Genomic DNA, 26084 nt, shown 5'->3' on the forward strand with positions numbered 1-26084 from the left:
CTGGCTTCTATGATTCGTCTGACGTCAAATACGTAAAGTAAGTACCAAGTGATTTTACCTTGCAACCAAGTGCAGCTAGTTCTTCCATTGCCCCACGCATCATAGGTTCTTTTTCATCTGCTAAGACATCAATCATAAAGAAGTAATCACCTAATCCCGTTTTTAAAGGACGTGATTCAATTTTACTTAAATTTAACTGTCGCCATGCAAAGACTGATAGAACTTGATGTAATGCTCCTGATCGGTCAGTAGGTAACGTAATCATAAAAGTTGTTTTTGCCTGTCCGTCTGATAATTCCTGTGGTAACCGTATATTTTGCTTTGATAATACGAAGAAGCGTGTATGATTAAAATGGAAATCATGAATATTTGGTTGAACGATTTCCAAATCATATTTTTCTGCCGCTGCAGCATTACCAACTGCTGCAATGCACTCGTTTGGATTTTCGGATACATATTTCGCAGCAGCGGCAGTTGAAGTTGTTTGCTGTAATGGTACATGGCTGAAACGATAGAATAAGTATTTATGACATTGTGCTAGGGCGTGTGGATGTGAATAAACCCCTTTAATTGATTCCCAATGATCCTTTTGGGCTTTATTGACCATTAAATGCTGCTGGATTTTTAGTTGAAGCTCTCCTGTAACGTATAATATTGCCTCATGAAATAAATAATCAAGTGTCAGTGTTACAGAGCCCTCAAGTGCATTCTCCATAGGGACAACTGCATAATCTACCTTCCCATCTGCCACCGCTTCAATGCATTCTGGAATTGTTGCACATGGGACGAGCCACTCAGTTGGAAAGATTGCTTTTGTGGCTAAGTATGTAAATGATGCTTCTGGTCCTAAATATGCGATTCGTTTTTCCCAATGCTGCTCTGTCATTGCAATTTCCTCCTTCACTACAATTGTAGTTTTTAAAATATTATATATGTTTTTGACAACTTCACTAACATCCTAATCGTTTTGAAATGATAAGAATAAGGAGCTGTCCCATCAGATACTATTTCTAATGAGACTGCTCCTCTTAAAGCCTTATTTGCCGTCCTATAGCAGTAATTCATAACAGCTATTACAATGCACCGGAACTAATAACTTCCGCTGATTCTACAAAATCTAAACGTTTTAGTTGTTGTATTAATTCATCAAGCTCACAAGTCATGCTCGTTACATCTAAGGACAAAGTTACATTAGCACGTCCTTGAATAGGTATAGTTTGATGAATAGTTAGCACATTGCAATGTGTGTTTGTCACTGTTTCTAAAAGCTTGGCAAGTGTTCCTTTACGGTCTTGAAGCTGTAAAAAGACTGTTAAAATGCGTTCCTGCACAATTGAGTGGAAAGGAAATACAGCATCACGATATTTGTAAAACGCACTTCGCGATAAATCCACCTGCTTTACCGCATCCCAAATGGATGAAACTGAGCCACTTGAAAGTAAGTGCTTCGCCTCCAAAGTTTTTTGCATAGCATCTGTTAAAACATCTTCACGAACTAAATAATATCGCTGATTCGCAACATTCTTCATACGCTTCCCCCTAAAACTCTTGTCTTAATCGACAAATTCAAATTCAAACTCTTGCAGACGAACTGTATCGCCATCTTGCGCACCACGCTCACGTAAAGCTTCATCTACGCCCATTGCACGCAATTGACGAGCAAAACGACGAATTCCATCTTCACGGCTAAAGTCAGTCATTTTGAATAGGCGTTCAATGGCATAACCACTAATAATAAATGCACCATCATCATCACGAGTGATTTCAAAATCTTCGCCTTTTGCTTCATGTTTATACATGACTGTTGCCTCTGATTGCTCCTCTAAATCATCGTATAGAGGGAATTCAGGTGTTACCTCTAGTAAATCTGCAATAGCAAATAATAATTCTTTTAAGCCTTGACGCGAAATCGCAGAAATGGGGAAGATTTGAATATCCTCTCCTACTTTTTGGCGGAACTCCGTTAAGTGATTTTCTGCTTCAGGCATATCCATCTTATTGGCTACAATAATTTGAGGACGTTCTGTTAAACGAAGATTATATTGTTTTAGTTCCTCATTAATTGTTAAATAATCCTCATATGGATCGCGACCTTCCATCCCTGACATATCTATCACATGAACAATAACACGTGTACGCTCGATATGACGTAAAAACTGATGACCTAAGCCCACCCCTTCATGTGCTCCTTCAATTAGACCAGGTAAATCTGCCATCGCAAAGCTACGATGATCCTCTGTCTCAATCATACCTAAATTCGGAACGATTGTTGTAAAATGATAAGCACCTATTTTTGGCTTAGCAGCAGAAACAACTGATAGAAGTGTAGATTTACCAACACTTGGGAATCCTACTAGTCCTACATCTGCTAAAACTTTTAACTCTAATATAACATTTAATTCTTGTCCTGGCTCACCTTTTTCAGAAAGTTCCGGAGCTGGATTTGCTGGTGTTGCAAAGCGGGAATTTCCACGTCCACCTCGACCAGCTTTCGCAATGATAGCTCTTTGACCATGCTCTACTAAATCAGCAATAACTGCTTCATTTTCTTCATTGATAACTACTGTTCCTGGCGGTACTTTAATAATTAAATCATCAGCATTTTTACCATGCATTCCTTTACTCATACCATGCTCACCACGAGGTGCCTTGAAATGGCGTTTATAGCGGAAATCCATTAATGTACGTAAGCCCTCATCAACTTCAAATACTACATTCCCGCCATGTCCACCATCACCGCCAGCTGGACCACCATTTGGAACATATTTTTCTCGGCGAAAGGCAACCATTCCGTCACCACCGTCGCCACCTTTTACATAAATCTTCACATGATCGACAAACATTTAATTCACTCCCTATTTGCACTCAATACATATCGCCAGCTTGTTTTTGTCTGCTCAATTGTTTGAATGTCTAATTGTTTCAAACCTTTTTCGGTGAATGCATCAGCACTCCATAGCCCATTTAGCGTGAATGTCACGACAAATGTATGATCGTCAACACGTACATCAAGCGCTAATTTCTGTTCTGTAAATGGATCTAATGTATCATAAACATGCATAACTGTTTTGTTTAAGGTATCTACAACTTCCCTATCAATATTATTGGTAACTGGCTTATTTATCTCTCCACTTAGCTCTAATGATAAGGAAGGATAGCGCCAGCCTGCCGTTTGTAGCCACTCAATTGTTTGTGGTAATTGTAAACGATTAAGGATAGAAATTTTTCGTAATTGCTCCGAATAATTTTGAATAAGTTCTTTCGATTCGTCAATTCTACCTAAATCTAAATTCATGCGAATCAGTTGAAGTTGATTCACATAATCATGATTTGCAAAACGTAATACTTCACTAATGGTTAGTGATTGATTGTTCATCCCATTCACTCCAATAAAGTTATCCTTACTAGTATAACAAGTTTTACTGTATTTTTCCCTTAATTCTTCATCGAATTTTATGATGCATAACCAATCAATTTCGCCTTGGCGTAATTGTAGCTGCCGCTTTGCTTTCGCTACAGATAAACAATGCGTTGGATTTTGAATTGTACCTGTACAACCCATCCTTTGAAAATCCGTGACAACTGTCTCGGGATAGTCATAAAAATCATTGTGTTTGTCTTACAAAATTTATTCCATTGAATACGATAGCTTCCACAAATCTAGCAAATCAAACAGAATCCATCTTCCCTATACATTACGTATATCATTGTCGTTGATTGGAATAAAGTTTAATTTTACGATAAATAAAAAGAATCCATTTTGAAAAAAAGATTGATCAAAATAGATTCTTAGCTATTATATCGGTTTTATATAAAATTTTTGGCTAATTTCTATCTGTGTCCTTCACATTTGAGCTCATATGCTGAATAAGTCGGAAATTATTTCTTTTCTTTATTGGTCCATATAACTTTGTATAAAAATGTGAGTTCAGCTTCTTCAATACCCGAGGGTAGTTCCCCATTATTACCTCCACCAAAACTCAGCTCGTTTTTAGTAGTGCCCAGCCACGCTGCTAAATAAACAGGTTTATTTTTTTCTAAAGTAACTTTTCCGCCGACTAGCTTACCGAAAGAAGAAGATGTCATGTTATTTGAATAAACAGTTGTAGCAATGCCAGTTGGTGTACCTGTGATTAGTTTCAAAGAATGACCTTCATTTTCAATGTCACTTATTCCAAAGGAAATAAAGCTGTCTTGATATTTTGTTTCAGGTCCATCCCAAGTCTTTAGCAATTCCTCTTTAAACTTACCGTTTTTAAATACCTCCACTGAGAAGTACAATTGATCCTCGTCTTTCGGAGTGCCATTCAGCTTGAAAAATTCAATTTGCCCCACACCAGTCTTGCTAATAAGTAGGTTTTCTTTCTCGCTCATGTTATAGGGCTCAATGGTTATTTGCGTAGTTAATGGCGATTTTTCCTTTTCTAAAGATTTTTCTTTTTCTACACTTACACAACCTGTTAACAACAAAGCAAAAATTATAAACAAGTAACGGCTTTTAAAGCGTCGCATTTTTTGCCCCCCAATTAATCAATATTTCATTATATCATTTCAAATTAGCTTCAATTTCACAATAAGAATTACTCCGTTAAATGGCCCGATTGCTGAAAGAGAAAAATTATGCATTATCACATCAGGATTAATGATTAAACTTTATTGCAAATTATCAATGGTATTCGCCTATATTCTGATTAATTTTTTCGTTTATAGGAGTTATTTCGCTATACCAACTCTATTTAGTGAAAAGTCATAGTATGTATCAAATTATAGGAATAGCACAATAAATATATGGTAGCAGTAAAAAAGGACTGCTTCAATAGCAGTCCTTTAATAATTAAGCTTCTTGTGATGCTGGGTATACAGATACTTGTTTGCGATCGCGACCTAAACGTTCGAATTTTACAACGCCGTCAACTTTAGCAAATAGTGTATCGTCACCACCACGACCTACGTTTGTACCTGGGTAAATTTTTGTACCGCGTTGACGGTAAAGAATTGAACCACCAGTTACGAATTGGCCATCAGCACGTTTAGCACCAAGTCGTTTAGACTCAGAGTCACGTCCGTTTTTAGTAGAACCTACACCTTTTTTAGATGCGAAAAATTGTAAGTCTAAAGTTAATAATAATTTCATTGTGTTCCACCTCCTACTTGGTTGTAGTTGATTTGGATATATTGTCCGTAATTTTGCACCATAGAATACACTTGGGCTGTCATTACTTGGACAATTAACTGTAGTTTTGCATCAATCTCAGGCTCTAAATCTGATGGTAAGTCTACCTTAAGATAGCCTCCACCTTCAGCAGCTTGTTCGACTTCTGGCTGGATTTGTAATAGCGCATAAATAGCATTTACCGTACCAATGGCAATGGTAGATGCCCCTGCACATACTAAATCCTTACCAGATTCATCGTATTCAGCATGTCCTGAAAATTCAAATGCTGACACATGTCTATTTTCATCGTGATGAATCGTAACTTGTATCATTCGTTACACCTCGCAATTAAGCGTTGATTGTTTCAACAACTAATTTTGTGTAAGGTTGACGGTGACCTTGTTTACGACGGTAGTTCTTTTTAGCTTTCAATTTGAAAACAACGATTTTTTTCGCACGGCCTTCTTTCACAGCTTTAGCTGTTACAGTAGCGCCTTCTACGAATGGAGCGCCAACTTTAACGTTTTCGCCACCAACGAATAATACTTTATCAAAAGTTACAACCTCGTCAGCTTCTACACCTAATTTTTCAACATAGATTTCTTGACCAGCTTCTACTTTGATTTGTTTACCACCAGTTTCAATAATTGCGTACATTTTACTGCACCTCCTCTTAGACTCAGACTCGCCTGTATATAAAGGTGATCAAAGATACTTAAACCTTTCCAGAGCGGTTGTAGTAGCACAGGTGCTACAAACAATAACATTAAAATATTACCACATGCCTTTTTTTAAGTCAATCTATTCATCACATATTTCTCAAATGCTAAGCTATATTTTCGATAGTTCCATTCTTTAATTGCTTGAAGCCAAATAAATAAACAAATAGTTGCTAAAAAAATAGAATGTGGTAGATTCATTAACGTTAAAATAAATATGATAGATGTTATTATGAGAGAAAGCCAGTAGTAATATTCAAGCGTACGAACACTTGGATAAAATAAAAACAAACATGCCATAAAAATTCGACCACCATCAAGCGGAATAATCGGTAATAAGTTAATAGCTAAAAGGACAAGCTGAACATTGATAAGCTTATTGGCAAGAAGCTCCGGCATAAAAAAAGCGAGGCCAATCCCTATTATTGTAGCGATTGGTCCCCCTAGGGCAATCCATAGGAGTGACGATGCTGGCACAACCGCTGGATTTTCAAATTTGATTTCCCCTCCATATGGTGTAATAACACATGATTTTACCTTAACGCCACAAAGCGTTGCGGCTAGTAGATGTCCAGCCTCATGCCAAAGTAAGGAAGTTAAAATAATAGCATAGTAGGCAATTTGGCCACTAAAAATCATTAACAATACGAGAGGGATACAAAGAAGATGTAATTTAATTCTCATCTGCTGTTGTTGATTCTAGCCACTGCACAATCTGCTCTAAATTATAATGTGTTTTATCTTTTTCAATTGATAGATAGAGTTGTCCAGCCTCTTTCATCCCGATTAAATCATTTGCCTGCACCGTTGTATATGGTAGCTGTGCTAAACTATCCAGCATACCATAGGAAACTGTTGTGCCATCATCGTAGGTAATCGTCATCGTTTTACCTGTATATTTTGTATGACCTGTAAAAACAACTAAACCATTCTGTCCAGCATAGATAGGTAAGCCTATATCATACTGCAATAAAAAGCCTTCCTTAAAAACTTGAGCATTTGCAAACGCTAAAAGTTCAGCTTGCCCAACATCACTCGATACTAAAATGGCTTCATCCTCTTTGTTTAACCAGCTTTGTCCAAGCTCGCTTAAATAAGTTAAATCCTCAGATGTTGTCACAAGCTTTCGTACAGGTGTATCCAACACCCCTTGATCTTCTAGACGAATCACTAGCATAATTCCAGCCACAAGTAAGATTGTGACCAACCATTTCCATTTTTTAAACAAGCCCTCATCCTTTTTTCACACTATATGTGATTGCATGTCCATTCATGCAAAAAAACTTTGAACAAACCAAATATCCTGATAGTGAGAGTTCAATCATTTCGTTGTTTCTATCTGTCACTTTGACTCTTCTCTCCATTAAACCAACAAAAAAAGCCTTCTCGTACAAATGCACGAAAAGACTCGAGGATTTATCTCGAAAATAACGCTTTCAGTTTTGAAAATACACCCCTATTTTCATTTTCAATCGCCATAAGTGGTACGGATTCACCAAGTATTCGACGAGCAATATTACGATAGCCTAAGGATGCCTTATTTGCAGGGTCCATGACAATTGGCTCACCTTTATTTGATGATGAAATAACATCTTCATTATCTACAATTATACCTAATAAGTCGATTGACAAATGTGTTGTTATCTCATTTACATCAAGTGTATCCCCGTTTTTCATCATATGCTGACGAATACGATTAATAATGAGCTTAGGTGCTGTAATTTCTTCCTGCTCAAGCAAGCCAATAATGCGATCGGCATCACGCACAGCAGAGATTTCTGGTGTCGTTACGACGATTGCATGCTCTGCACCTGCAACAGCATTACGGTAACCTTGCTCAATACCAGCAGGACAGTCTATTAATACATAATCATAATCTCTTTTTAACTCTTCTATTAAGCTCTTCATTTGCTCAGGATTAACGGAATTTTTATCTGTCGTTTGAGCAGCAGGTAATAAAAATAGTTTCTCATCTACCCGTTTATCTTTTATGAGTGCTTGATGAATTTTACAGCGTCCTTCAACAACATCAACTAAATCATAAATAATCCGATTCTCAAGACCTAATATTACATCCAAATTACGTAGGCCAATATCAGTATCTACCAAACATATTTTTTTACCTTGTAGAGCCAATGCAGTCCCAAGGTTAGCCGTTGTCGTTGTTTTTCCGACACCGCCTTTACCTGAAGTTATGACGATCGCTTCTCCCACACTAGCTTCCTCCCTTAGACACATTTAACAATGGTCGAATATTTTTTAACACATGGATTTGATCGTACGTAATACGCCCATCGTAGCCGATAAATGCACATGTCATCTCAGCCTGATTAATCGCTTTTACATGTTCGTCTGACATTGCTTGAACCTGATCAGCAATCATGATATGTGTTGCCTCAAAGCGGGATGCTGCAATAATTGCTTCCTTATTACCATGAAGACCAGCATGTACAATACCTTTAAGTCTACCTAGAACATACACATTACCACCAGCTTCCACACGTCCATTTGGATTGACATTTCCAACGACGATAATATCACCAGCCGAACGCACAATTTGTCCCGATCTGACCACGCCTATATATGTATCTTGTTGACTTTCAATCATTTTCTGGTTGCTTTCTTGGATAGTCAGTACTTCACTTTGCACTTTTGAAACGATAAGTTGCTCTGTTTCCTGCACAATTTTAATTAGCTCGTTTATTTGTTCTTCTGAACAGTATCGATAGCCTAAATCTAATTGGACATTCACTTTGCCATCGATACCGCTTTCTGAAACCTTTTTCTTTAATTCTTCTACTAAATCGACATATGCGCATTGATCATCTAAACGAAGAACAAAACCATCCTTTGTTCCCTTCATATTCACTAACTGTTTTTTCATGAATGCCTCACCTCACGTTGCTCTTTGTTAAGAAACTTCACGTGCTCTCTGTAAGACACGCGCATTTATTAAATATTTGAAAGCCCAACCAAGCATCATTAAAAATAAAGCATTTGCAATGATTGTTGGAAGTAGTCGTGAACGTAAGAATTCTGATAATGGGATTGCTGTAAAGTCGATAAGATAGAAAAATTGATAGAGTATAAATTCTAAAATAGCCACTAAAATAACTGAGATTGATGTTGTCACAACTAAGTGCTGATGAATCACTTTCACGATAGACCCTGCTAAAAAACAAATAAGCGGATATAGTACTGAATATAATCCAATAATATCAATGTAAAACACATCATACAAGACACCAAAAAAAAGTCCATACATTACCGCACGCTGACGGCTGTAATAGATGGATATAAAAATTAAATATAAGATTAAAAATCGTGGAACTAAATAATAGATATGCCCTTTCACTTCAATTGGTGAAAGCATCGCAAACTCTGGTTCTAGTAAAAATAGTAAAACCGCTACAGAGGGGATGAGAAATCGAACCATTATTTTTCCTCCTCTTCATTCACCTCTGATGGGTTTGTTAAATCCTTATTCGTTGCATTGCCATCCAACCCATCAATAACTGTCGATGTGCGTTTTGCAATCACAACATGGTCTAAAATCGAAAAATCTGCAGATGGTTTTACATAGGCCATTTTTGTTAAGCCAAAATCATCTGTACTTACTTCCGTAATTTCTCCGATTGGCACTCCTTTAGGGAAAATACCGCCAAGACCTGAAGAAACCACTTGCTGGCCTTTCTTAACTGTTAAGCTAGAATCGATTCGCTTCAAAATGAGTTCATTACGTTCTTTGTCAAAGCCCTCGATTAAACCGTATGCTTCTTTATCTCCTAATACCATCGCTGAAACACGATAGTTTGGATTATTTGTATATAAAAGCTCTACCTCAGATGTGAAAGGAGTCACTAAAATGATTTTACCGACTAAACCTTTCGCTGTCATAACTGCCATATTTTTTTCTACACCATGTGAAGATCCTTTATTTAAAATAATTTTTTCTTCCCATTGGTCTGGATTTCTAGCAATAACTGTTGCATGAATTGGATTATAATCTTTTAAGCTCTCTGATTTATCAATAAGCTCTTGTAACTTTTTGTTATCTAATTTTAAATCCGCTGCTTCAGCTTGTACAACCGCAAAATCTTCTAAGCGTGCTTTTAAACGTTTATTTTCTTCGTACGTGTTTAAGAGGGAGTCAATTTTATTAAAAATACCAGTAATATAGTTCGCCGGCTTCGCAACAATAGATTGTGCGACGCCGACTGTATCTTTAATAATTTGCTCTGGTAGAGTTGCGTTCGTCCGATCACGTAATGAGAAGCTAATCAATGCCACAAGAAAAACCATGCCCACGAGCAGCAAAATTACTTTCTTATTGAAAAAAAAATGTGGCATTGCCTAAACCCCCTTACCCTTTCACTTGTTGTTGACGAATTAAATCAATATGGTCTAGTGCCTTACCTGTACCAATAGCTACACAGTCAAGCGGATCTTCCGCAATAAAGACTGGCATATTTGTTTCTTGGCTAATCACTTTGTCTAAATTCGTTAAAAGCGCACCCCCGCCTGTTAGCACTATGCCGCGTTCCATTACGTCTGCGGATAATTCAGGAGGTGTTTGCTCTAATGTTTTTCGAACACCATCAATAATTGATGATACTGCTTCACGTAAAGACTCAGAAATTTCCTTAGATGAAATTTCAATTGTTTTTGGTAAACCTGTTAGTAAATCTCGTCCTCGAATATCCATTTTTTCTTCTGAACCTTCTGCTAATGCTGTGCCAATTTCCATCTTTACAGCTTCCGCAGTACGCTCACCAATTGTTAGGTTATAGGATTTACGAATATACGAAATAATAGATTGATCCATCGCATCCCCACCAACACGGACAGATTCACTTGTTACAATACCACCTAATGAAATAACCGCAACCTCTGTTGTACCACCACCGATATCTACAACCATTGACCCTGTAGGATCCCAAACTGGTAAGTTCGAACCGATTGCTGCTGCAAATGGCTCTTCAATTGTAAAGGCTTCTTTAGCACCTGCTTGACGAGCAGCATCGATTACGGCACGTTGCTCAACAGACGTAATCCCATAAGGCACACATATCATGACATTTGGCTTCTTCCAATTGCCACCCGAATTTTTCGACGCTTCTTTTAAATAGTATTCAATCATTGCTGTAGTTATATCAAAATCAGCAATAACGCCATCTTTCATTGGACGGATTGCTACGATTGAGCCAGGCGTACGACCAATCATATTTTTCGCATCATTACCAACGGCAACGATGTCTCCTGTTTTTGTATTTTTTGCTACGACTGAAGGCTCTCGTAAAACGATGCCCTTTCCTTTAATAAACACTAATGTATTCGCTGTGCCGAGGTCAATCCCGACATCTTTGCTTCCTAGTCCAAACAAATTGTGTACTCCCTTTCTATTTAAGCCATACTTTCGTTGACATCAATTATACCTCTGTCCGTATTTGCATTCAGAGGCTTTACCTTCATTCAGTAGGTGTTTGGACACCCACTGAAAAGAAACCAAAACAGCATTCATCTCACCACCTATAGAGGTGAGAGTCTTCTACTGAATGAAGATAAAATCATACCTTTCATTATAACGGAAAAACGCAAGAATTTGTAGTGCCACATGCCTCTTCTTGCGGAAAAGATACTATTTTAATTCCCTCGTAAACTTAAAATAGTACGTATAGATTAGAATATAATTTTTATGGTTATAAGACAACGTGTATTTGGCTACCAATTTTTGTGAATATGATAGATATTTCTACGAATACAATAACGTATTATCTAAAAAAAGGTTCGCTTGCTTTTGCAAGTATATCGCAAAAAAATACAAATTATTTATTTTTAATACAAAAGACTCATCATCCATGGGTAACATTTTATGTAAACTAATATATACATTAAAAACTCTGCAATAAATGCAGAGTTAAAAATAACCTTTTTCTTTTAAACTTATAAACTGATGATCGCCTATAATGACATGATCAATTAATTCAATGCCCATAATATAACCGGCTTCTATTAATCTTTTTGTCACTTCAATATCCTCTGTACTAGGTGTTGGTACTCCGCTGGGATGATTATGTGCACAAATAATAGAAGCTGCTGATCTTTTAACAGCCTCGCGAAAAATTTCTCTTGGATGGACAATTGAAGCATTTAAGCTACCTATAAAAATCGTTTGCTTATGAATAATTTGATTTTTTACATTTAAAAAAAGAGTAACTAACTTGATACAAATGCAAACTTTTAGACCATTCATAACAGAGTGGTCTTTTTACCATACTAGCCAATTTTCTATATTTGGTTTATTACATACAATTGAGCGACTATCTCTTTCCTCTAACCAATTGTAGAAAGGTACTGGATGTTCCCTGTGCGCTTTGCCCTCCACAGATAATGATTTATTCGACTTCATATTAGAACGCTCCACAGCCTTACTATACGCCCCTACAAATACGGCTCTTAATGTACTAGCAATTGTTAGTACACCTTCTTTTATATCCATAGCAATTTTGAATAGTACGTTTTTGGCTTTTATAAATTCATCCACAGAATTAACTTGTGAAACCAGTACACATTTATGTAGTTCATCTTTCAAGTTATCAGCCAATGGTAAACTATTCATGAAATCGAACAGCATCACTTGGTACTCATTCATGTATTCCTTATGAGCTTCTTTTTCAGCGTGTGCTGAATCATATACTTCTTGTAAATTGCTTGTTTTTAAAAGATAAAAAGAACTAGATGGTTGATTTTGAGATTGTGGACGACAAACCACGTCATTACTAGCTTCATCGGCTGTCATTCGTTGGGACACGCTCGATGGGACATAAGGTAAAATACGATAAATACTAGCACCTTTAATGCCGTTTAATTTCGTCCCTGGTACCTTTTCAATGATGCCTAATTCCTCTAACTTTTTAACGCTACGATAAACCGTCTTTGTACTGATCTCCAATGCTGTAGCAATGGTACTTGCTTTTAAGTGACATGCTCCTGGATACTCTAAGCTGTGTGATGCAAGCTTAAAAACGATGGCACGTTCTGATTCTGTCAATTCATAGTAGTGTGCCGCCATGTGGTCCTCCACACTCTTGTCCATATCAGCTATTGATTCAAATGTTGTATATTGTGCTAAGTATTCAAATGCCATCGTTTTCACCTCGCTTCCCTAATTACGAACTTTCTAGGATCCATAGAACGAATATTGTTCGTGTTTATTTAAGTGCCTTACGTAAATTTTCTCGTGCCTGTTTTACTTCTAAATTCGTCAACAGCTTATGATACCTCATAAGGCGTTTTAATCTTCGCTGATACTTGTGGACATCTGTAATTGATTCATGTTGTTTCATCTTCGTTTGAATATACTCATTACGTTGTTGAATGGTTTTCAATTTAGTCACCTCATCTCTAACGAAATATCAATATATCGTTATGTTGTTATTTAAATACTAATATCTAAATATCAATATGTCAACAAAATACTTCACGAAATATCGATATGTTGTTATAATAGTATTCAGGAATATATTTTTAGGAGGTGTAAGCTTGTGGAGTTGTATATAAAGTTAAAAGAGGTTTTAGCTGAACGAGGTATTACACAAAAGCAACTTGCAGAACAATCAGGGATTCGCGCTAATGCCATTAGTGAAATGGTCAATAACCAAAGACAAACTATCAATAAAGATCAGCTTGCAAAAGTCTGTGAGGTTTTAGGAATCGAACGAGTAGAGGATATGCTTGAATTTAGGAAATAAATTGTGGGAAACAGATAACTAATAAAGTTGTCTGTTTTTTTGTATGTACTTTCTCCAACCATACATCTAAAATGGAAAATGAAAGGAGGTTTTTTAAATGGCTGATAGAGTACAATGTTCAGATTGTGGTCGAATGGTAGAGTATTTAGTTGATGATGGTGTATGTCCGAATTGTTTTGACAAACGCGATGAAGATTAAAAAAAGCCCAGGCTCAAAATAATTGAGTACCTGGGCATTCATATTATTTATTATTTATCTCGTCTTTGCTGTATCGTAATATACAAGCCTATTAATCGATCAGTCGTCATTGTACCATTCTGTAAATCTTTCAAATGAGATTCCTGAATAATACCATCTTTAACCGCCTGTGCAATATAGTTTTCTGTTTCAGTTTTCATAGCTGGTGAACCTGGATTCCATGTTTGAGTCACTTTGATTTCCTCCTTTGGTTTGTCTTCCACAATTAATTGAACTTTCATTTTGCTGTTACTTGGAACGATTACTTGTCCTAACTTATAACCCGCCGGCATCTTCCACGATGATTTAACTTCAAAGTGTGGTCGATCAATACTACCTACCCAATCGCCACCCCACGTAATACCTAGCTTTCTTGCTATGGCACCTACTCGAGTAAGTGTCGTTACATCATATAAGGAATGAGGAGGACCAACAGCAATATCCCACGCTAAACGTGATTTGTGATTGCTAGCTAAAGTCCATGTAACAATTTGTCCTGGCCTTGTACGTCCTTGTGCATAAAGAAAATTTTGTCGTTCCTGTGAGCGATATGTTTCAGTGATGAAGATATTTTTAATTCCGGCTTTATAGCACTCCTGAAATAGCAATCGGCAGGCAGTTTGTGCAGATGGTAATAGCTCGGCTAGGTCTCGACACGTTGATGTTACGTTGGTCATTTTCGTCCACTCTCCTTGTTCAGCTTCTCTAATGTTTCATCAACGATACCCGGCATATCTACTCCAATGGTTTGAAGATTTTCTGCAATACTGCCACCTTCCTTATATAAGAACAGAGCTAATGTAAAACCTGTTAAATAAAAATTCAGACCAAACATTAAATCTAAAATAATTACAAATACAATTCCTACTAACTCACCAATCCATCTAATGATACCGTCACGCATAACTGCTGATTTATACCCGACAACCTTTTTCCAAGTCTTTAAAAGACCTGTCGTAAAATCTAGAACTTTGAACACTAAATAAGCTAAAAACATATACAGTATTGGTTTTGGTACTAACGATAAAATCGGATGTTGAATAATTTGTGTAATGTCCATGAGACACCTTCCTTTTTTCCATAATAAAAGCCCTCCACAGATGATTGTGGAAGGCTAATAATTTATTTAATTACTGAATAACACTGGATTACTTCATCATTTCATTTACATAACTTCACATGTATTATAGATATTATTTTTGATTGCAGTTACAATCTAATAAACGACCATTATTTCACAGGAGGTGCGATATGTTTTTTTTTAAGAAAAAACCAATCCCAGAAGAAAAAATTATTAGCTCTGGTGAGAATAACGAAATAAATACGGGTAGTTCAGAATTGATTAATGCAAAAGCTGTTGTAAATGGAGATAGGAATTCATTAATTTTAGCGAATTGTTCAATAAATAATGCCCATCTTAGCACTAAAGGAAACGACAACAAAATCGAACTTAACAACACTTCTTTGCACAATACTTTAATTAATATTTCTGGTAATAAGAACATAGTTAAGATTGGCTCTGGTAGTTCTATTGAAAGAATGGAATTACAAATCTTTGGCGACAACCATATTGTCGAACTAGGTGAATCAATTCATGTAACTGGCAAAATGTCAATTTGGTGCGAAGATAATGATAACAAAATTATAATCGGTAATTATTCGACTTTCGGCATTGTTAATTTTGCAATAGCTGAACCTAATACTGAAATAGTATTAGGAAGAGATTGCATGGTGGCTAATGGTGTGAGTATTAAAAACTCTGATTTCCACTCTATAATTGATTTGAATTCTGGTAAAAAGATAAACAAATCAGGCAACATACATATTGGTCATCACGTTTGGATTGCAGAAAGTAGCCACATATTAAAAAATACAAATATTGGTGACAACAGCATTGTAGCACTAGGCTCTATCGTCACTAAAGATGTGCCTAATAATTGCATCACTGCTGGAAGTCCTAATAAAACAATAAAAACAAACATTGACTGGTCAAGAGAACGGACGATTGATTAACTCAATTTCCAATATTCGCCTTTAAAGGTAACCAATCTGTTCCTAGCACATTACCGTTCCCCGAAGTCATACGCCGGTAGCCAAATATAATGTATTTATTTGGCTCCGTACCTTGTTCTGTTGCATTTTGATTATATACAATCTTACCAATGTCCTTTTCTTTCCAATCTATACCAGTCGGTATACCTTTTGTCTGATATTGTCCATCAACAGAACATTTCCCTTCATATGAGATATAAATACCTAGTAGTTCATTGCCTGTTGTTTCTATTGTACCTCGTGTTCCGGGTTCAAATAGAATTGTATATAGTCTAGAATTAGAAGGATGTAGTCGTTCTTCAGTTAAATTTTTGACATTGCAACTCCCTGATTCTACATATAACGCAGTAGGTCTGTAAATACTTGTTTGATCTGTACCGGATTCAATAACAGTGATTCCATCAACATAAACGCTAGAGTTTTTAACAGCTATAGCAAAAAATTGGCAAGACTCTGATCCGCTGTCCCGTACATAACCACCTAGTGTATTTTCAAATACGTAACCTCTTTTGTTTCCATCAGAGAAACAACTAAAACATCCAGAATAGTAAGCCCCCACCAATTTAAATCCATCAGCGGCACATTCTTGAGCATAGCAACTGTAGAAACTTACTCCTGTAGCAAATCCAGTCTGATTAAACCCATTTAATTTAGCACCGATAGATCGACAATTAACCACAGACAAAATACATACATTGTTAAACCTATAATTATTAGCAAACCCACTTACGTATAGTCCACTAAGTTTTGTATACCAAATGAAATTAGGATAATCCCCGGCTATTCCATCAAGCAAGAGTCCATCATGGGAAGTTTCACTACCTACATACTGCATATAAAAATCTTCAAAAGCGCACCCATGAACTTTGTTATTGACCCTAATCCCGACTTTACCAGTTTTCCCGTCTAGATTAAATTTCAATATGGTGTTTCCTTGATCCTCAGCTAAACTACCTCTAATTCGAATAGGTTTTGTAATTTTTAGTTCATCAGTTATTTTGTATTTCCCTGTTGATATATATAGTGTTCCTCCATTTGGAGTTTCCGCTATTGCTTTATTAAATGCTACTGTATCATCGGCAATCCCATCACCTTTAGCGCCATAATCTTTCACGTTAATGACTAGTTCACCTTTGCGCACAGTTTCAACCAAATTTTCAGTAACTACTCGTTGTAATTCATTCAAATTCTCACTACTCGCAGCACCGATATCATCTGGTGAGAGTAGTACGTTTCCGCCAACATCAGGAGACTTCCCTGCAACCTTCGAAACTGAACCTGTTCCATCTACACCTCTTTGAGCGATTAACTGCCACCAATCATTACGTTTAATTGGAAGTGTTGGAGGTGTATTACCTTGTGTATCTTGTACGCAAATAAATCCACTTCCATTAAATTCAACAATATTATTTGCCTTATAAAGCTTGCCATTATCATACGTTTCAGCATTACCAAATTGATTGATAAATGCTTGCATATCATTAATGGCATTCAATGCTTCTTGTGCTGCATTTTGAGCATCAGTAGTAGCATTTTGAGCATTGGCGATAACTGTAGTTGCCTCTTGTAAAGCTGTTTCTAAATCACCAATTATGACATTACCTTGATTCAAAATATCATTAATTTGGTTAATGAGTTCCTGAACATCTACGCCACCAGTAAGTAAGTTTATTTGCCCTTGTAAATTGGATAAATAGTTCTCAATTATGCTCCAGTTAGTATTTAACTTTTCACGTTCTACACGTGACCAATTCGAAGCTAATCTATTTAAACTTGCCATTCTATCACCTCATTTGTATAAAAATCTGAAATCAAAAACGACACTATTTACAGTGCCGCCTTCCACAGTTATGTTATTATCTCCTGGTGCCAAGGTTAACAGTTTATGATTAGTGTGCTTAAAGGCACTCAAACTATTTTTCAAAGTCCTTATTCCCGATAATTTCAAAGTATCTGTGGAGGACAAAGCATTGTTGAATCTGTATACATCACCAGTCGTATTATTTTTAATTTGTACAAAGCTATTGAACGTACCTTTTAATGTGATTTCTAAACTGGATTTACGTGGATCAATAGTTTGATTACCGATATTTTTTACAACAAAGCTATTTGTATTGAATGTATAACTATATTGAGTATCGTAATTAATCCCTGAACCAAATCCCCAAATATCTTCATCCCATTCACCACGGTTTTGCAAATCTAATGAGGTACCAAACGATTCAGCGAATAAATCGTCCATACGAAATGTAATATCAAAACTATTCATGTGTCGATTTGGATCTATCTCTAGTTGCTGTGCTAACCTCACCTTATAACGTTTCCAGTGTTCACGCTTAAATGTGATATAGAATGCTTCATCTCTAGTAAAAAGTGCGTTTAATTCGTCTCGTAGAAGGTCATAACCACAGATGTCTTGAACGATATACAAAAGTGTTACGGTTATAACTCGTTGTTTATATTGAGTGCCTGCTACTAAATCCCCTCTGCCCTCCACAGGTTCAAACATATGATCCATTCCTAATGATGGTATTCGATGGAACAATCGCTTTAGGTTATATTCTTGAATATCCTTTGTGGTGCCATCCGAAAATTGAACAATCATAGCAGCACCTCTTTTTTAGCTATTTTAATTTTTCGTAAATCACTAGCCATTTTTTGTCGCTGGCGAAGGTCATTCTTTTTATTTGCTTCTGTGATAACCATAGATTTTAAGTTTCTAGATTTCTTACGCTCAGTATCTAGTATTTTTTTTGCTTGTAAATTATCAGTATAAAATACCTCAATACCTTCATCAGTTTTGCGAAGCATTTTGTACAATGTCCTCTACCTCGCTTTCTTGTGATAATTCCAATCGCACGTCCTCATAGCCCTTACGTTTTGCTTTGATTTCATAAGCAAACGGAATGTCATCACCTCGGACAATGAATTGGTCCGCTGTCATTTCATCTGGATCAGCATAAATAACACCTTTACCATACGGAGTTAAAAATACTTCGTAAGTGATTTCTGTGTTTACTGTTTCTTTAAACAGCGGTTCTATTTCTACAATGCATTGGCCCTCCACAACTTTACCTCTACCAATATCACCAAAGAAGTACTCTGCTGTTTCATATGCTGATACATTTACGTGACCAATACTTGTTGGTACAGTTGCATTTTTGCTACCACTTACCTCAAAATCGCCATTAATTTTAACACCACTATTAAGTGCCCATATTTCAAGTGGAGCGCCATTTGATGATAACATTGTACGATCATTATATGCTTGGAGCCGCATATCTACAGCGCCAGACTTTACAATAAAACCTGCATAACCATCCCAATCCATAGTGTCTATTATGATTGTTGAATCACCGTTTGTAGCTTCAAACTTCGAACCACCCATGTAAATGCGGGGAAGATATGGATTTTCATTTGTTTGAATAATAAAACCTGTTAATATACCAGCCATAAGTTTTTGTACATCAATACTATTTGTTGTGATACGGCCACCATCAATTGTTGTTTCGCCCTCATCATTAATGCCTCGGATAAGTCCTGTTACATCAATGTTATTGGCTTTTAATTGTCCAACGGCACCAGCACTCAACACAAATCCATCGGCTGTTATTGCTTCTTTAAAGGTTGCGCCTCCATTATCACTAATACCGATACCCTTAGAATTAATCAGTACCAAACGATTAGGATTTGAAGGATCTCGAGCAATAATACCATTATCGAAAACCAACTCGGTCATAGCTGATGTTAAAGCTTCTGTAGCTCGCAATACAGCATCATCTAGTACGTTATAAGGCAATTTTTGATTACCGTTTAAAATGGCATCCACATTATCTTTCGTTTTCTGAAAACCAGCCATTTCACTTACGAAATTATTCTGGAAGTTTCCAAATACGTATTCGGCTGGCTTCGATGATTCAGGATAATCTACTATTTCAAGCACTCTAGCAATTAAATCAATACCAAGAGGTTCATAGATAACAAATACTCTGTCACCTTCATTTAATTGCTCCGTTAATACACCTAACTTTTTAAGCTCCAAGGCATCCACTTTAAAACTTACTTGTGGTTCATCTATTAGCTCTGATTTAATTCTGTCTAATAATTCACTGTGGACGGTATATCGCTCGTCATATACTGGCTTTGCATCACGTATGCCATATATAGTGTGGTTAGGAGATAAATACTCGGCTGTTACAACGTAACTGTCATTCTCATTTTTCTTACCGAATCCTCGAATACGAGTGGAAAGATTATTTGTATTTACATATCTTTCAAGTGTTTTAACGTTGTAGCCATACCGTATTTGTGTTTCTGTATCTGTACCAATTTGGCGATAAAATTTTAAATGTTTGTTGTTAATTTGCACTTCGGCACCGAATACGTTTAATGCTTTTTGTACTAGTGACAACGAGTTATCTTCACCAAACTTTTCGAATATTGCACTTGAAAATGAATCAATAACCTCAAATGTGTAATCAGTGCCATCTAGTGCAAATGTTAAGCATGACTGTAGATGCTGTGTATTTTTCAAGTAATCATATTTTTGTGTATCAATTAAATCAAAAAAGATGTGAGTGGCTTGTACTGTTTTAATAGGTGTAACACCTGCAAGTACTTCCTTCACATCTTTTATACGGTATTGTTGATCATCAAATTCAACAATGCTTTCCTCTTCGACTAGTGGAAAAGCATGTACATTTTTCTCGGTCTTTATAATTGCAAATGATAACGAATAATCACCATTTACTTTACGTACACGCTTAAGTCCACTGTAATCTGTTAATAATTCTGTTTCACCAGCTAAATTTGTGACTATCACGTTATCACCCCTTCGACCCTTGTAATCGTAAATTATTTTTGAATCTACTTCCTAGTTCCTTCTCTACAATATCTACTATGTTGAAAGCATCTCGTTCGGACCCAGCGCCATTATAATGTAATGTAATATTGATAGGTGTATTATTGGTATTGTTTGTAGTTACAGATGTAGCTCTGTTTAAACTGTTAGTATCTGCTGTAAATGACATACTGCCTTCCACAGAGGAAGCTAACCTACCTGCGGCATTAGTTACTTTATTTAACATATCATCCATTCCGATTACTAAACCTTCACCGATGTTTACACCAAAGCCTTTCATGACACGTGATGGTGATTTGATTTGTAGCGCTTTTGAAATAGTTTTGCTCACAGAATCAGCTATTTCTTGCGCCTTTTTCTGGATTGATGTAGCTGTGGAGGACAAACCTTGTAGTAATCCATTACCAGCATCTTTACCAATTTGCTCTAAGCTCGATAACTCTGTGGATGTAGATTTTGTTAATGATTTAATCTTCTCATTCCACTCATTTCCAAGTGTCGTTAATTGTTTATTAGCTGTATCTCTTAAAGCCTTAATCTGCTTGTCTGTATCGTCTTTCATGCCTTTAAGCTCTGTTTCAGCCTGTTTACGTGCAAGTTTTGACTTTTCTTTATACAGGTCGCTATATTGCTGCAATTGCGAATCTGTAAGCTGATTAAGAGCAACTAATTGTGGTAAAGCATTTGGGCCCATTTGACGTAATTCTTCAATTAGTCCTTTATCAATAGCTCTCCCTGAGATTTTCTCAATTTCGCTTTGCCATAATTTAAAACCATCTACCTGTGAGTGGAGATTAGCTATTAATTGTTCCCCGGTTACATCAATTTCAACCTTGAATGCATCAAAAAGCCCCTTGAAGGATACAAGAGACTGGGCACGCTTATCAACTGCGTCTGTATATGCTTTTGTAAGTGTTTCTTCTTGCTTAACTAAATCATCATTAATTTTTTGAATCTGATTTTGGAAATCAGTATTAATTGCTGTGATTTCTTTACTTACAGCCTCTGTAGCTTTCCTGTACTCTTGTTGAGCTTTGACACGTTCTTTAGTACCTTCTGCAAAAAGCTTCATAGATTGTTCCCAAATATGGGCTTCCTCTATTAAAGACAATTGATCTAGTGATTTCTTATCGTCAATATAACGCTTAGTTTCTTCTAATAAATCTTTATTCATTTTATTATCTAAAGAAACGATATCTTTAGTCGATTTTTCTTTGATTTTTTTTATCTTGTCAGCTGCTTGCTCCTCAATTTTCGCGATTTTTTCATTTGTATCCCGAGAGTTTTTAGTACGCTTTGAACTTGCTTCATTTCTAAGCTGTTGTACTTTGGCAATTTCATCTTTAGTTAGATTACGTTTTTTCTTTTTAGCTGCTGCATAAATCGCGTTAATTTTCTGCGTTTCTGATTGCGCAGCTTTTTGATTTGATTCAGATGCATTTCGTTGCAGTTTCGCAATCGAATCATTTTTATCTTTTTCGATTTTCGCAATTTGATCAGCTGCATCTTTACGTAGTTTCTTTTCTTCACTCACATAGTGCTCGGCAATGTCTTGTGCAGCAAGGGCAATATCGCTCACTGCATCTTTCACCATACTGCCTTTTTCCTCGATACCGATTGCCCAGCCTTCGGAAGTCCATGCACCAATTTGAGCAAATACACGTGATGGGGATTTTATTCCAAGCAATGATTTGGCTTTATTAACAACACCATCTACAACACCTGTTATTGCCTCAATTGCATCAGTAGCCATATTGGTAATACCTTTTATTAGACCACTCACCAAGTCTTTACCAACTTTAATCATATCGTTTGTTTTTTCGACTACGCCATCTTTCAAAGAAATAACTAAGTCTTTGCCTGCTGATAATAAATTCTTTGTAAAACTTAAAATTTTATCAATGAGTCCTGTGATTAGTTTCGCACCTGCACCTACAACATCCCCTAGTATTGATAAAATTCCAGACACTAATTTGCCTATTAGAGTGCCACCTGCAGATAACAATTGACCAGTGAAACTAAGAATTTTACCTAATAACCCAAGTATTAATTTGCCACCTGTTGTTAACAGTTGTCCTAAGATTGATAGTACACCTTTTACAAGAGCAGTAATCAATTCTGCACCTGCTGATAATAATTGTGGTAGTAATTTAAGGATGGCTTTTAATAATTCTGTAATAAGGGTAATACCAGCCTCGATTAGTTGAGGGATAATTTGTATGAGCCCTTCTACAAGAGCCTCAACAATTTTGATTCCAGCATCAATTAACTGAGGTAGTAATTTAATTATCGCCTCTACTAAGGATACAATTAAAGTTAATGCTGCCTCTATAATGGCAGGAATGGCTTTAATCAAACCATCCACTAAAGCTACAATAATTTGGATTCCAGCCTCTATTATTTTAGGTAAAAGTAAAATCAAAGCTCCTACTAGAGCAATGATAATTGTCAAAGCTGCTTCAACTATCGTTGGTAAAGCTCCTACAATACCTTCTAACAGTGTAGTGATTACTGATAATCCAACCTCGATAACTGCTGGTAGGGCTGTAGTTATGCCTTCCACAAGTGACAAGACAATATTTAAAGCACTTTCTAGGATTAATGGTAATGCTGTTAAAATTCCATCTAACAAAGTCTGAATAATCAAAAGCCCTGAATCTATTAATAAAGGTAGTGTTGCAGTCAAAGTGCTTATTAAAGTATCAATTAATTGTACAACTACTTCTATAATCACTGGTAAAGCTGTGACTATGCCTTCTATAAGTGTTGACAATATAGATACTCCTACCTCTACAAGTTGAGGTATTAAAGTTGATATTGTTGTTGTAATTAATTCAATCAAACTAGTAATTGCATTTACTATCAGTGGCAAATTGGTTGTTATACCATTAGCTAAATTAGTAATAATATCAGCTGCTAAAAGTATTATTTGAGGAATGATCATAACAAGCGTGTTAATAATAATAGGCAAGATCTCTGCAAATGCAGTCGATAAATTTCCAATATTATTGCTTATACCATTGATTAAATTAACAATCATCTCAGCACCTAATGGAATTAAACGGGTTGCTAGTTCAGCTATATTATTGATGATGTCGCTAATTGAAGTAGAAAAATTGCTAGCTACCTCATCAAATGACATCTCACCCCTAAGCATCGCAAATACATCTTGTAACAGTGTTGTGTGATTATAAAGTTTTAAAAACAGACTTATAAGTAATCCCCATGGACCTAATAGCATTAATAACACTGAAGCAATTGATTCTAATGCTATTTTCAATGCACTCATAGCATTACTCATATTAACTACATCAGTGACAATCGATAACTTTTCTTTTAGGCTAGCTAGTAATCCGGTAACTGTACCTATAGCTCCAGACCAGGCAGACATCATCATACTTGGGACTTCACTCATTTTTGAACCAAATACAGTTACTGCTGATGTAATGCTATTAAAAACAGGCACCATTTTTGTACCTAAAGTTGTAAAGAAGTCACTTATTGGGTCCCAGTATTTAATAATTAACACTGCTGCTGTAACTAACGCTGCTACTGTAAGACCAATTGGACTTGTAAGTGCGGCGAATACTGTACCTAAAAATGCGAATTTAGTAGCTAAAAATGCAGCTAGACCACCCGCCTCGGCAATTGCTAAAGATAGTGTTCCAATAGCCCCTACAATTGTACCAACAGAAGAAATTAATGTACCTATCACAATTAATACAGGACCTATAGCTGCAACAAAACCACCAATAACAATAATCATTTTACGTGTTGATTCATCAAATTCCGAAAATTTTTCAACCATTGGTGTAATCTTATCCACCACAGAAATTAACATTGGAATTAAAATTTGACCAAAGGTAATACCTACTTCTGTGACTTTATTTTTTAACATTGCTAATTGAGATGCAGTTGTTGCATATCGTTGTTCAGCTTCATTAGTTAATGCAGTATTTTCCTTCCAGGCATCAGTTGAAGTTGCTACTGCAGATGATAATAAATCTGATGCCCCGGCCATACGCATCATTACATCTGATTCATAGATACCTTTGATACCTAAATCTCGTAAGGCCTCTGATAAGTTACCACCTTCGGCTGATGTTTTAGCAAGTCCTTTAATAAGTAAGTCAAGTCCTGAAATAGCATCTGTTTCCCATATTTTTTTAAACTCTTTACTTGTTACACCTGCTGCATCTGCAAATGAAGCTAAAGATGCTCCGCCTAATCCAACTGATTTATCAATTTTCTTTAATACAGTTGTCATGGCAGTACCACCCATTTCAGCTTGGATGCCTAAACTGGACATAGTACCAGCTAATGCCATAATTTGCGCTTCAGACATACCTACCTGTGCACCTTGTGCAGCAAGTCTCATACCCATGGACATAATTTCAGCTTCGGTTGTTGCCATCGTATTACCAAGACCAACAATACTAGATCCTAAACGGTCGAAATTATCTTGTGACATTCCCACGATGTTAGCAAAACGAGCAAACTCTGTAGCTGCTTGTTCACGTGTCATGTTTGTGGATTCTCCAAGATCAATAATAGTTCGTGAGAAAGACAGTATTTTGTCCTCCGCAATCCCCAACTGTCCAGCAGATTCAGCCACAGATGCTATATCACTCGCACTTGCTGGCAACTCTTTAGCCATGTCACGTATGCCTTTTTCGAGCTTTGCAAAGCCTTCCTCACTCGTATCAACAGTTTTGCGTACTCCTGCGAACGCACTTTCAAAGTCTATAGCCGCTTTGGCTGCTCCTGCACCTAATGCAGTTAATGGAGCTGATATTTTCATGGACAAATCTTTACCAATGCTTGTCATTTTGTCGCCAACTGCTTTTAGTTTTTCACTTGCGGCAGTTGCAGCAGCGCCAAATTTCCCCCAAGCCGTTTGTGATTGAGCTAATTCACGTTCTAATCGATCTAATTCAGCAGTAGTCTCATTTAGTTCCCTTTGTGTACGGTCCATTTCTGCTGAAGCTCTGTTAAGTTGTACGGCCAATCGTTCTGCTTGTACTGAGTTTTCTCCATATTGTTGTTTAGCCTTTTCATATTCTTGAGATAAACGGCGTACTTTAGTTTGTTGTCCTTCAAGTAAACGACTGTATGCCTCTTGCTTTTGACGCAATCCGTCAATAGAAGAACCCCATTCACGCCCTCGATTTTGTAAGCCGCGTATTTCTTGCCCCATTGCTTGTAAAGTACGATTCATCGATGCAATAGAACGCTCAAATTGTGCATTATCAAGTGACAATCGCACCCTTAAATTACCTACATCACCTGTTGTCATTATTATTTCACC

General features: G+C 36.5%; 26 protein-coding genes, 1 pseudogene and 1 other annotated feature. Of the genes and pseudogenes, 2 read left to right on the forward strand and 25 right to left on the reverse strand.

The genetic code is table 11. The annotated features are described in order from the left end of the window. Nucleotides 1-7: 7 nt before the first annotated feature. From pheA to QNH24_RS18195, 18 genes and pseudogenes are all read right to left on the reverse strand, one after another. A complete protein-coding gene (pheA, locus tag QNH24_RS18110) occupies nucleotides 8-886 on the reverse strand; it encodes a prephenate dehydratase (protein WP_283868915.1) in 879 nt (292 codons plus the stop codon). 187 nt (nucleotides 887-1073) lie between these two features. Then, nucleotides 1074-1529 (reverse strand): ACT domain-containing protein, encoded by a 456-nt coding sequence (locus QNH24_RS18115; protein WP_283868916.1) that lies wholly within the window; start codon nucleotides 1527-1529, stop codon nucleotides 1074-1076. Between the two features lie 24 nt (nucleotides 1530-1553). Beyond that, nucleotides 1554-2843, reverse strand: a complete 1290-nt coding sequence (gene obgE / locus QNH24_RS18120; protein ID WP_283868917.1) for a GTPase ObgE — start codon at nucleotides 2841-2843, stop codon at nucleotides 1554-1556. A gap of 5 nt (nucleotides 2844-2848) precedes the next feature. Then, the gene (locus QNH24_RS18125; RefSeq protein WP_283868918.1) at nucleotides 2849-3562 is read right to left on the reverse strand and encodes a Spo0B domain-containing protein; all 714 of its coding nucleotides are present in this window, start codon (nucleotides 3560-3562) and stop codon (nucleotides 2849-2851) included. A gap of 317 nt (nucleotides 3563-3879) precedes the next feature. Beyond that, nucleotides 3880-4512, reverse strand: a complete 633-nt coding sequence (locus QNH24_RS18130; RefSeq protein WP_283868919.1) for a hypothetical protein — start codon at nucleotides 4510-4512, stop codon at nucleotides 3880-3882. 322 nt (nucleotides 4513-4834) lie between these two features. Then, a complete protein-coding gene (gene rpmA, locus QNH24_RS18135; RefSeq protein ID WP_132356986.1) occupies nucleotides 4835-5134 on the reverse strand; it encodes a 50S ribosomal protein L27 in 300 nt (99 codons plus the stop codon). Next, the gene (locus tag QNH24_RS18140) at nucleotides 5131-5487 is read right to left on the reverse strand and encodes a ribosomal-processing cysteine protease Prp (RefSeq protein ID WP_054771338.1); all 357 of its coding nucleotides are present in this window, start codon (nucleotides 5485-5487) and stop codon (nucleotides 5131-5133) included. Before QNH24_RS18140 ends, rpmA begins: the two co-directional genes overlap by 4 nt. A 16-nt stretch (nucleotides 5488-5503) precedes the next feature. Further along, nucleotides 5504-5812 (reverse strand): 50S ribosomal protein L21, encoded by a 309-nt coding sequence (rplU, locus tag QNH24_RS18145; protein ID WP_053596149.1) that lies wholly within the window; start codon nucleotides 5810-5812, stop codon nucleotides 5504-5506. Between the two features lie 14 nt (nucleotides 5813-5826). After that, nucleotides 5827-5901 (reverse strand) — a sequence feature (ribosomal protein L21 leader region). 45 nt (nucleotides 5902-5946) lie between these two features. Further along, entirely contained in the window at nucleotides 5947-6558 is a 612-nt protein-coding gene (locus tag QNH24_RS18150) for a site-2 protease family protein (protein ID WP_283868920.1), read from the reverse strand. After that, on the reverse strand, nucleotides 6548-7102 hold the full coding sequence (locus tag QNH24_RS18155; protein ID WP_283868921.1) for a M23 family metallopeptidase: 555 nt from the start codon (nucleotides 7100-7102) through the stop codon (nucleotides 6548-6550). The genes QNH24_RS18150 and QNH24_RS18155 overlap by 11 nt, the downstream gene beginning before the upstream one ends. A gap of 188 nt (nucleotides 7103-7290) precedes the next feature. Then, entirely contained in the window at nucleotides 7291-8088 is a 798-nt protein-coding gene (minD, locus tag QNH24_RS18160; RefSeq protein WP_283868922.1) for a septum site-determining protein MinD, read from the reverse strand. A 1-nt stretch (nucleotide 8089) separates the two neighbouring features. After that, the gene (gene minC, locus QNH24_RS18165; RefSeq protein ID WP_283868923.1) at nucleotides 8090-8758 is read right to left on the reverse strand and encodes a septum site-determining protein MinC; all 669 of its coding nucleotides are present in this window, start codon (nucleotides 8756-8758) and stop codon (nucleotides 8090-8092) included. Nucleotides 8759-8785: 27 nt separating this feature from the next. Beyond that, complete coding sequence (gene mreD, locus QNH24_RS18170) at nucleotides 8786-9310, reverse strand: rod shape-determining protein MreD (protein WP_283868924.1); 525 nt, start codon at nucleotides 9308-9310, stop codon at nucleotides 8786-8788. Further along, the gene (mreC, locus tag QNH24_RS18175) at nucleotides 9310-10224 is read right to left on the reverse strand and encodes a rod shape-determining protein MreC (protein WP_283868925.1); all 915 of its coding nucleotides are present in this window, start codon (nucleotides 10222-10224) and stop codon (nucleotides 9310-9312) included. The genes mreD and mreC overlap by 1 nt, the downstream gene beginning before the upstream one ends. Before the next feature lie 13 nt (nucleotides 10225-10237). Beyond that, entirely contained in the window at nucleotides 10238-11257 is a 1020-nt protein-coding gene (locus QNH24_RS18180; RefSeq protein WP_283868926.1) for a rod shape-determining protein, read from the reverse strand. 534 nt (nucleotides 11258-11791) lie between these two features. Beyond that, nucleotides 11792-12091: pseudogene (radC, locus tag QNH24_RS18185) on the reverse strand (RadC family protein); the annotation flags it as partial. 51 nt (nucleotides 12092-12142) lie between these two features. Further along, nucleotides 12143-13021, reverse strand: coding sequence for a helix-turn-helix domain-containing protein (locus QNH24_RS18190; RefSeq protein WP_283868927.1), 879 nt, complete (start codon nucleotides 13019-13021; stop codon nucleotides 12143-12145). Between the two features lie 64 nt (nucleotides 13022-13085). Beyond that, nucleotides 13086-13262: a hypothetical protein gene (locus QNH24_RS18195; protein WP_283868928.1), complete on the reverse strand. Its 177-nt coding sequence runs from the start codon at nucleotides 13260-13262 to the stop codon at nucleotides 13086-13088. A 156-nt stretch (nucleotides 13263-13418) separates the two neighbouring features. Here QNH24_RS18195 and QNH24_RS18200 point away from each other — a divergent pair, with 156 nt between their 5' ends. Continuing rightward, nucleotides 13419-13625: a helix-turn-helix domain-containing protein gene (locus QNH24_RS18200; RefSeq protein ID WP_283868929.1), complete on the forward strand. Its 207-nt coding sequence runs from the start codon at nucleotides 13419-13421 to the stop codon at nucleotides 13623-13625. 249 nt (nucleotides 13626-13874) lie between these two features. On the opposite strand, the gene QNH24_RS18205 is transcribed toward QNH24_RS18200, so the two are convergent. Next, nucleotides 13875-14540: a M15 family metallopeptidase gene (locus QNH24_RS18205; protein ID WP_283868930.1), complete on the reverse strand. Its 666-nt coding sequence runs from the start codon at nucleotides 14538-14540 to the stop codon at nucleotides 13875-13877. Continuing rightward, the gene (locus tag QNH24_RS18210; protein WP_283868931.1) at nucleotides 14537-14923 is read right to left on the reverse strand and encodes a phage holin family protein; all 387 of its coding nucleotides are present in this window, start codon (nucleotides 14921-14923) and stop codon (nucleotides 14537-14539) included. Before QNH24_RS18210 ends, QNH24_RS18205 begins: the two co-directional genes overlap by 4 nt. A gap of 191 nt (nucleotides 14924-15114) precedes the next feature. Here QNH24_RS18210 and QNH24_RS18215 point away from each other — a divergent pair, with 191 nt between their 5' ends. After that, nucleotides 15115-15876, forward strand: a complete 762-nt coding sequence (locus QNH24_RS18215; RefSeq protein WP_283868932.1) for an acyltransferase — start codon at nucleotides 15115-15117, stop codon at nucleotides 15874-15876. A 1-nt stretch (nucleotide 15877) separates the two neighbouring features. Here the strand turns inward: QNH24_RS18215 and QNH24_RS18220 are convergent, their stop codons facing one another. Genes QNH24_RS18220 through QNH24_RS18240 form a run of 5 tightly spaced genes read right to left on the reverse strand, consistent with a single transcriptional unit; the run spans nucleotide 15878 to nucleotide 26072 of the window. Next, the gene (locus QNH24_RS18220) at nucleotides 15878-17695 is read right to left on the reverse strand and encodes a glycosyl hydrolase family 28-related protein (RefSeq protein ID WP_283868933.1); all 1818 of its coding nucleotides are present in this window, start codon (nucleotides 17693-17695) and stop codon (nucleotides 15878-15880) included. Between the two features lie 9 nt (nucleotides 17696-17704). Then, a complete protein-coding gene (locus QNH24_RS18225) occupies nucleotides 17705-18520 on the reverse strand; it encodes a phage tail family protein (RefSeq protein WP_283868934.1) in 816 nt (271 codons plus the stop codon). After that, a complete protein-coding gene (locus tag QNH24_RS18230; protein ID WP_283868935.1) occupies nucleotides 18517-18726 on the reverse strand; it encodes a hypothetical protein in 210 nt (69 codons plus the stop codon). The genes QNH24_RS18225 and QNH24_RS18230 overlap by 4 nt, the downstream gene beginning before the upstream one ends. Further along, entirely contained in the window at nucleotides 18710-20737 is a 2028-nt protein-coding gene (locus QNH24_RS18235; protein ID WP_283868936.1) for a phage tail protein, read from the reverse strand. The genes QNH24_RS18230 and QNH24_RS18235 overlap by 17 nt, the downstream gene beginning before the upstream one ends. Nucleotides 20738-20741: 4 nt before the next feature. Beyond that, the gene (locus tag QNH24_RS18240; protein WP_283868937.1) at nucleotides 20742-26072 is read right to left on the reverse strand and encodes a phage tail tape measure protein; all 5331 of its coding nucleotides are present in this window, start codon (nucleotides 26070-26072) and stop codon (nucleotides 20742-20744) included. Between the last annotated feature and the right edge of the window lie 12 nt (nucleotides 26073-26084).

It is taken from the genome of Lysinibacillus pakistanensis (assembly GCF_030123245.1).
Classification (GTDB): domain Bacteria; phylum Bacillota; class Bacilli; order Bacillales_A; family Planococcaceae; genus Lysinibacillus; species Lysinibacillus pakistanensis.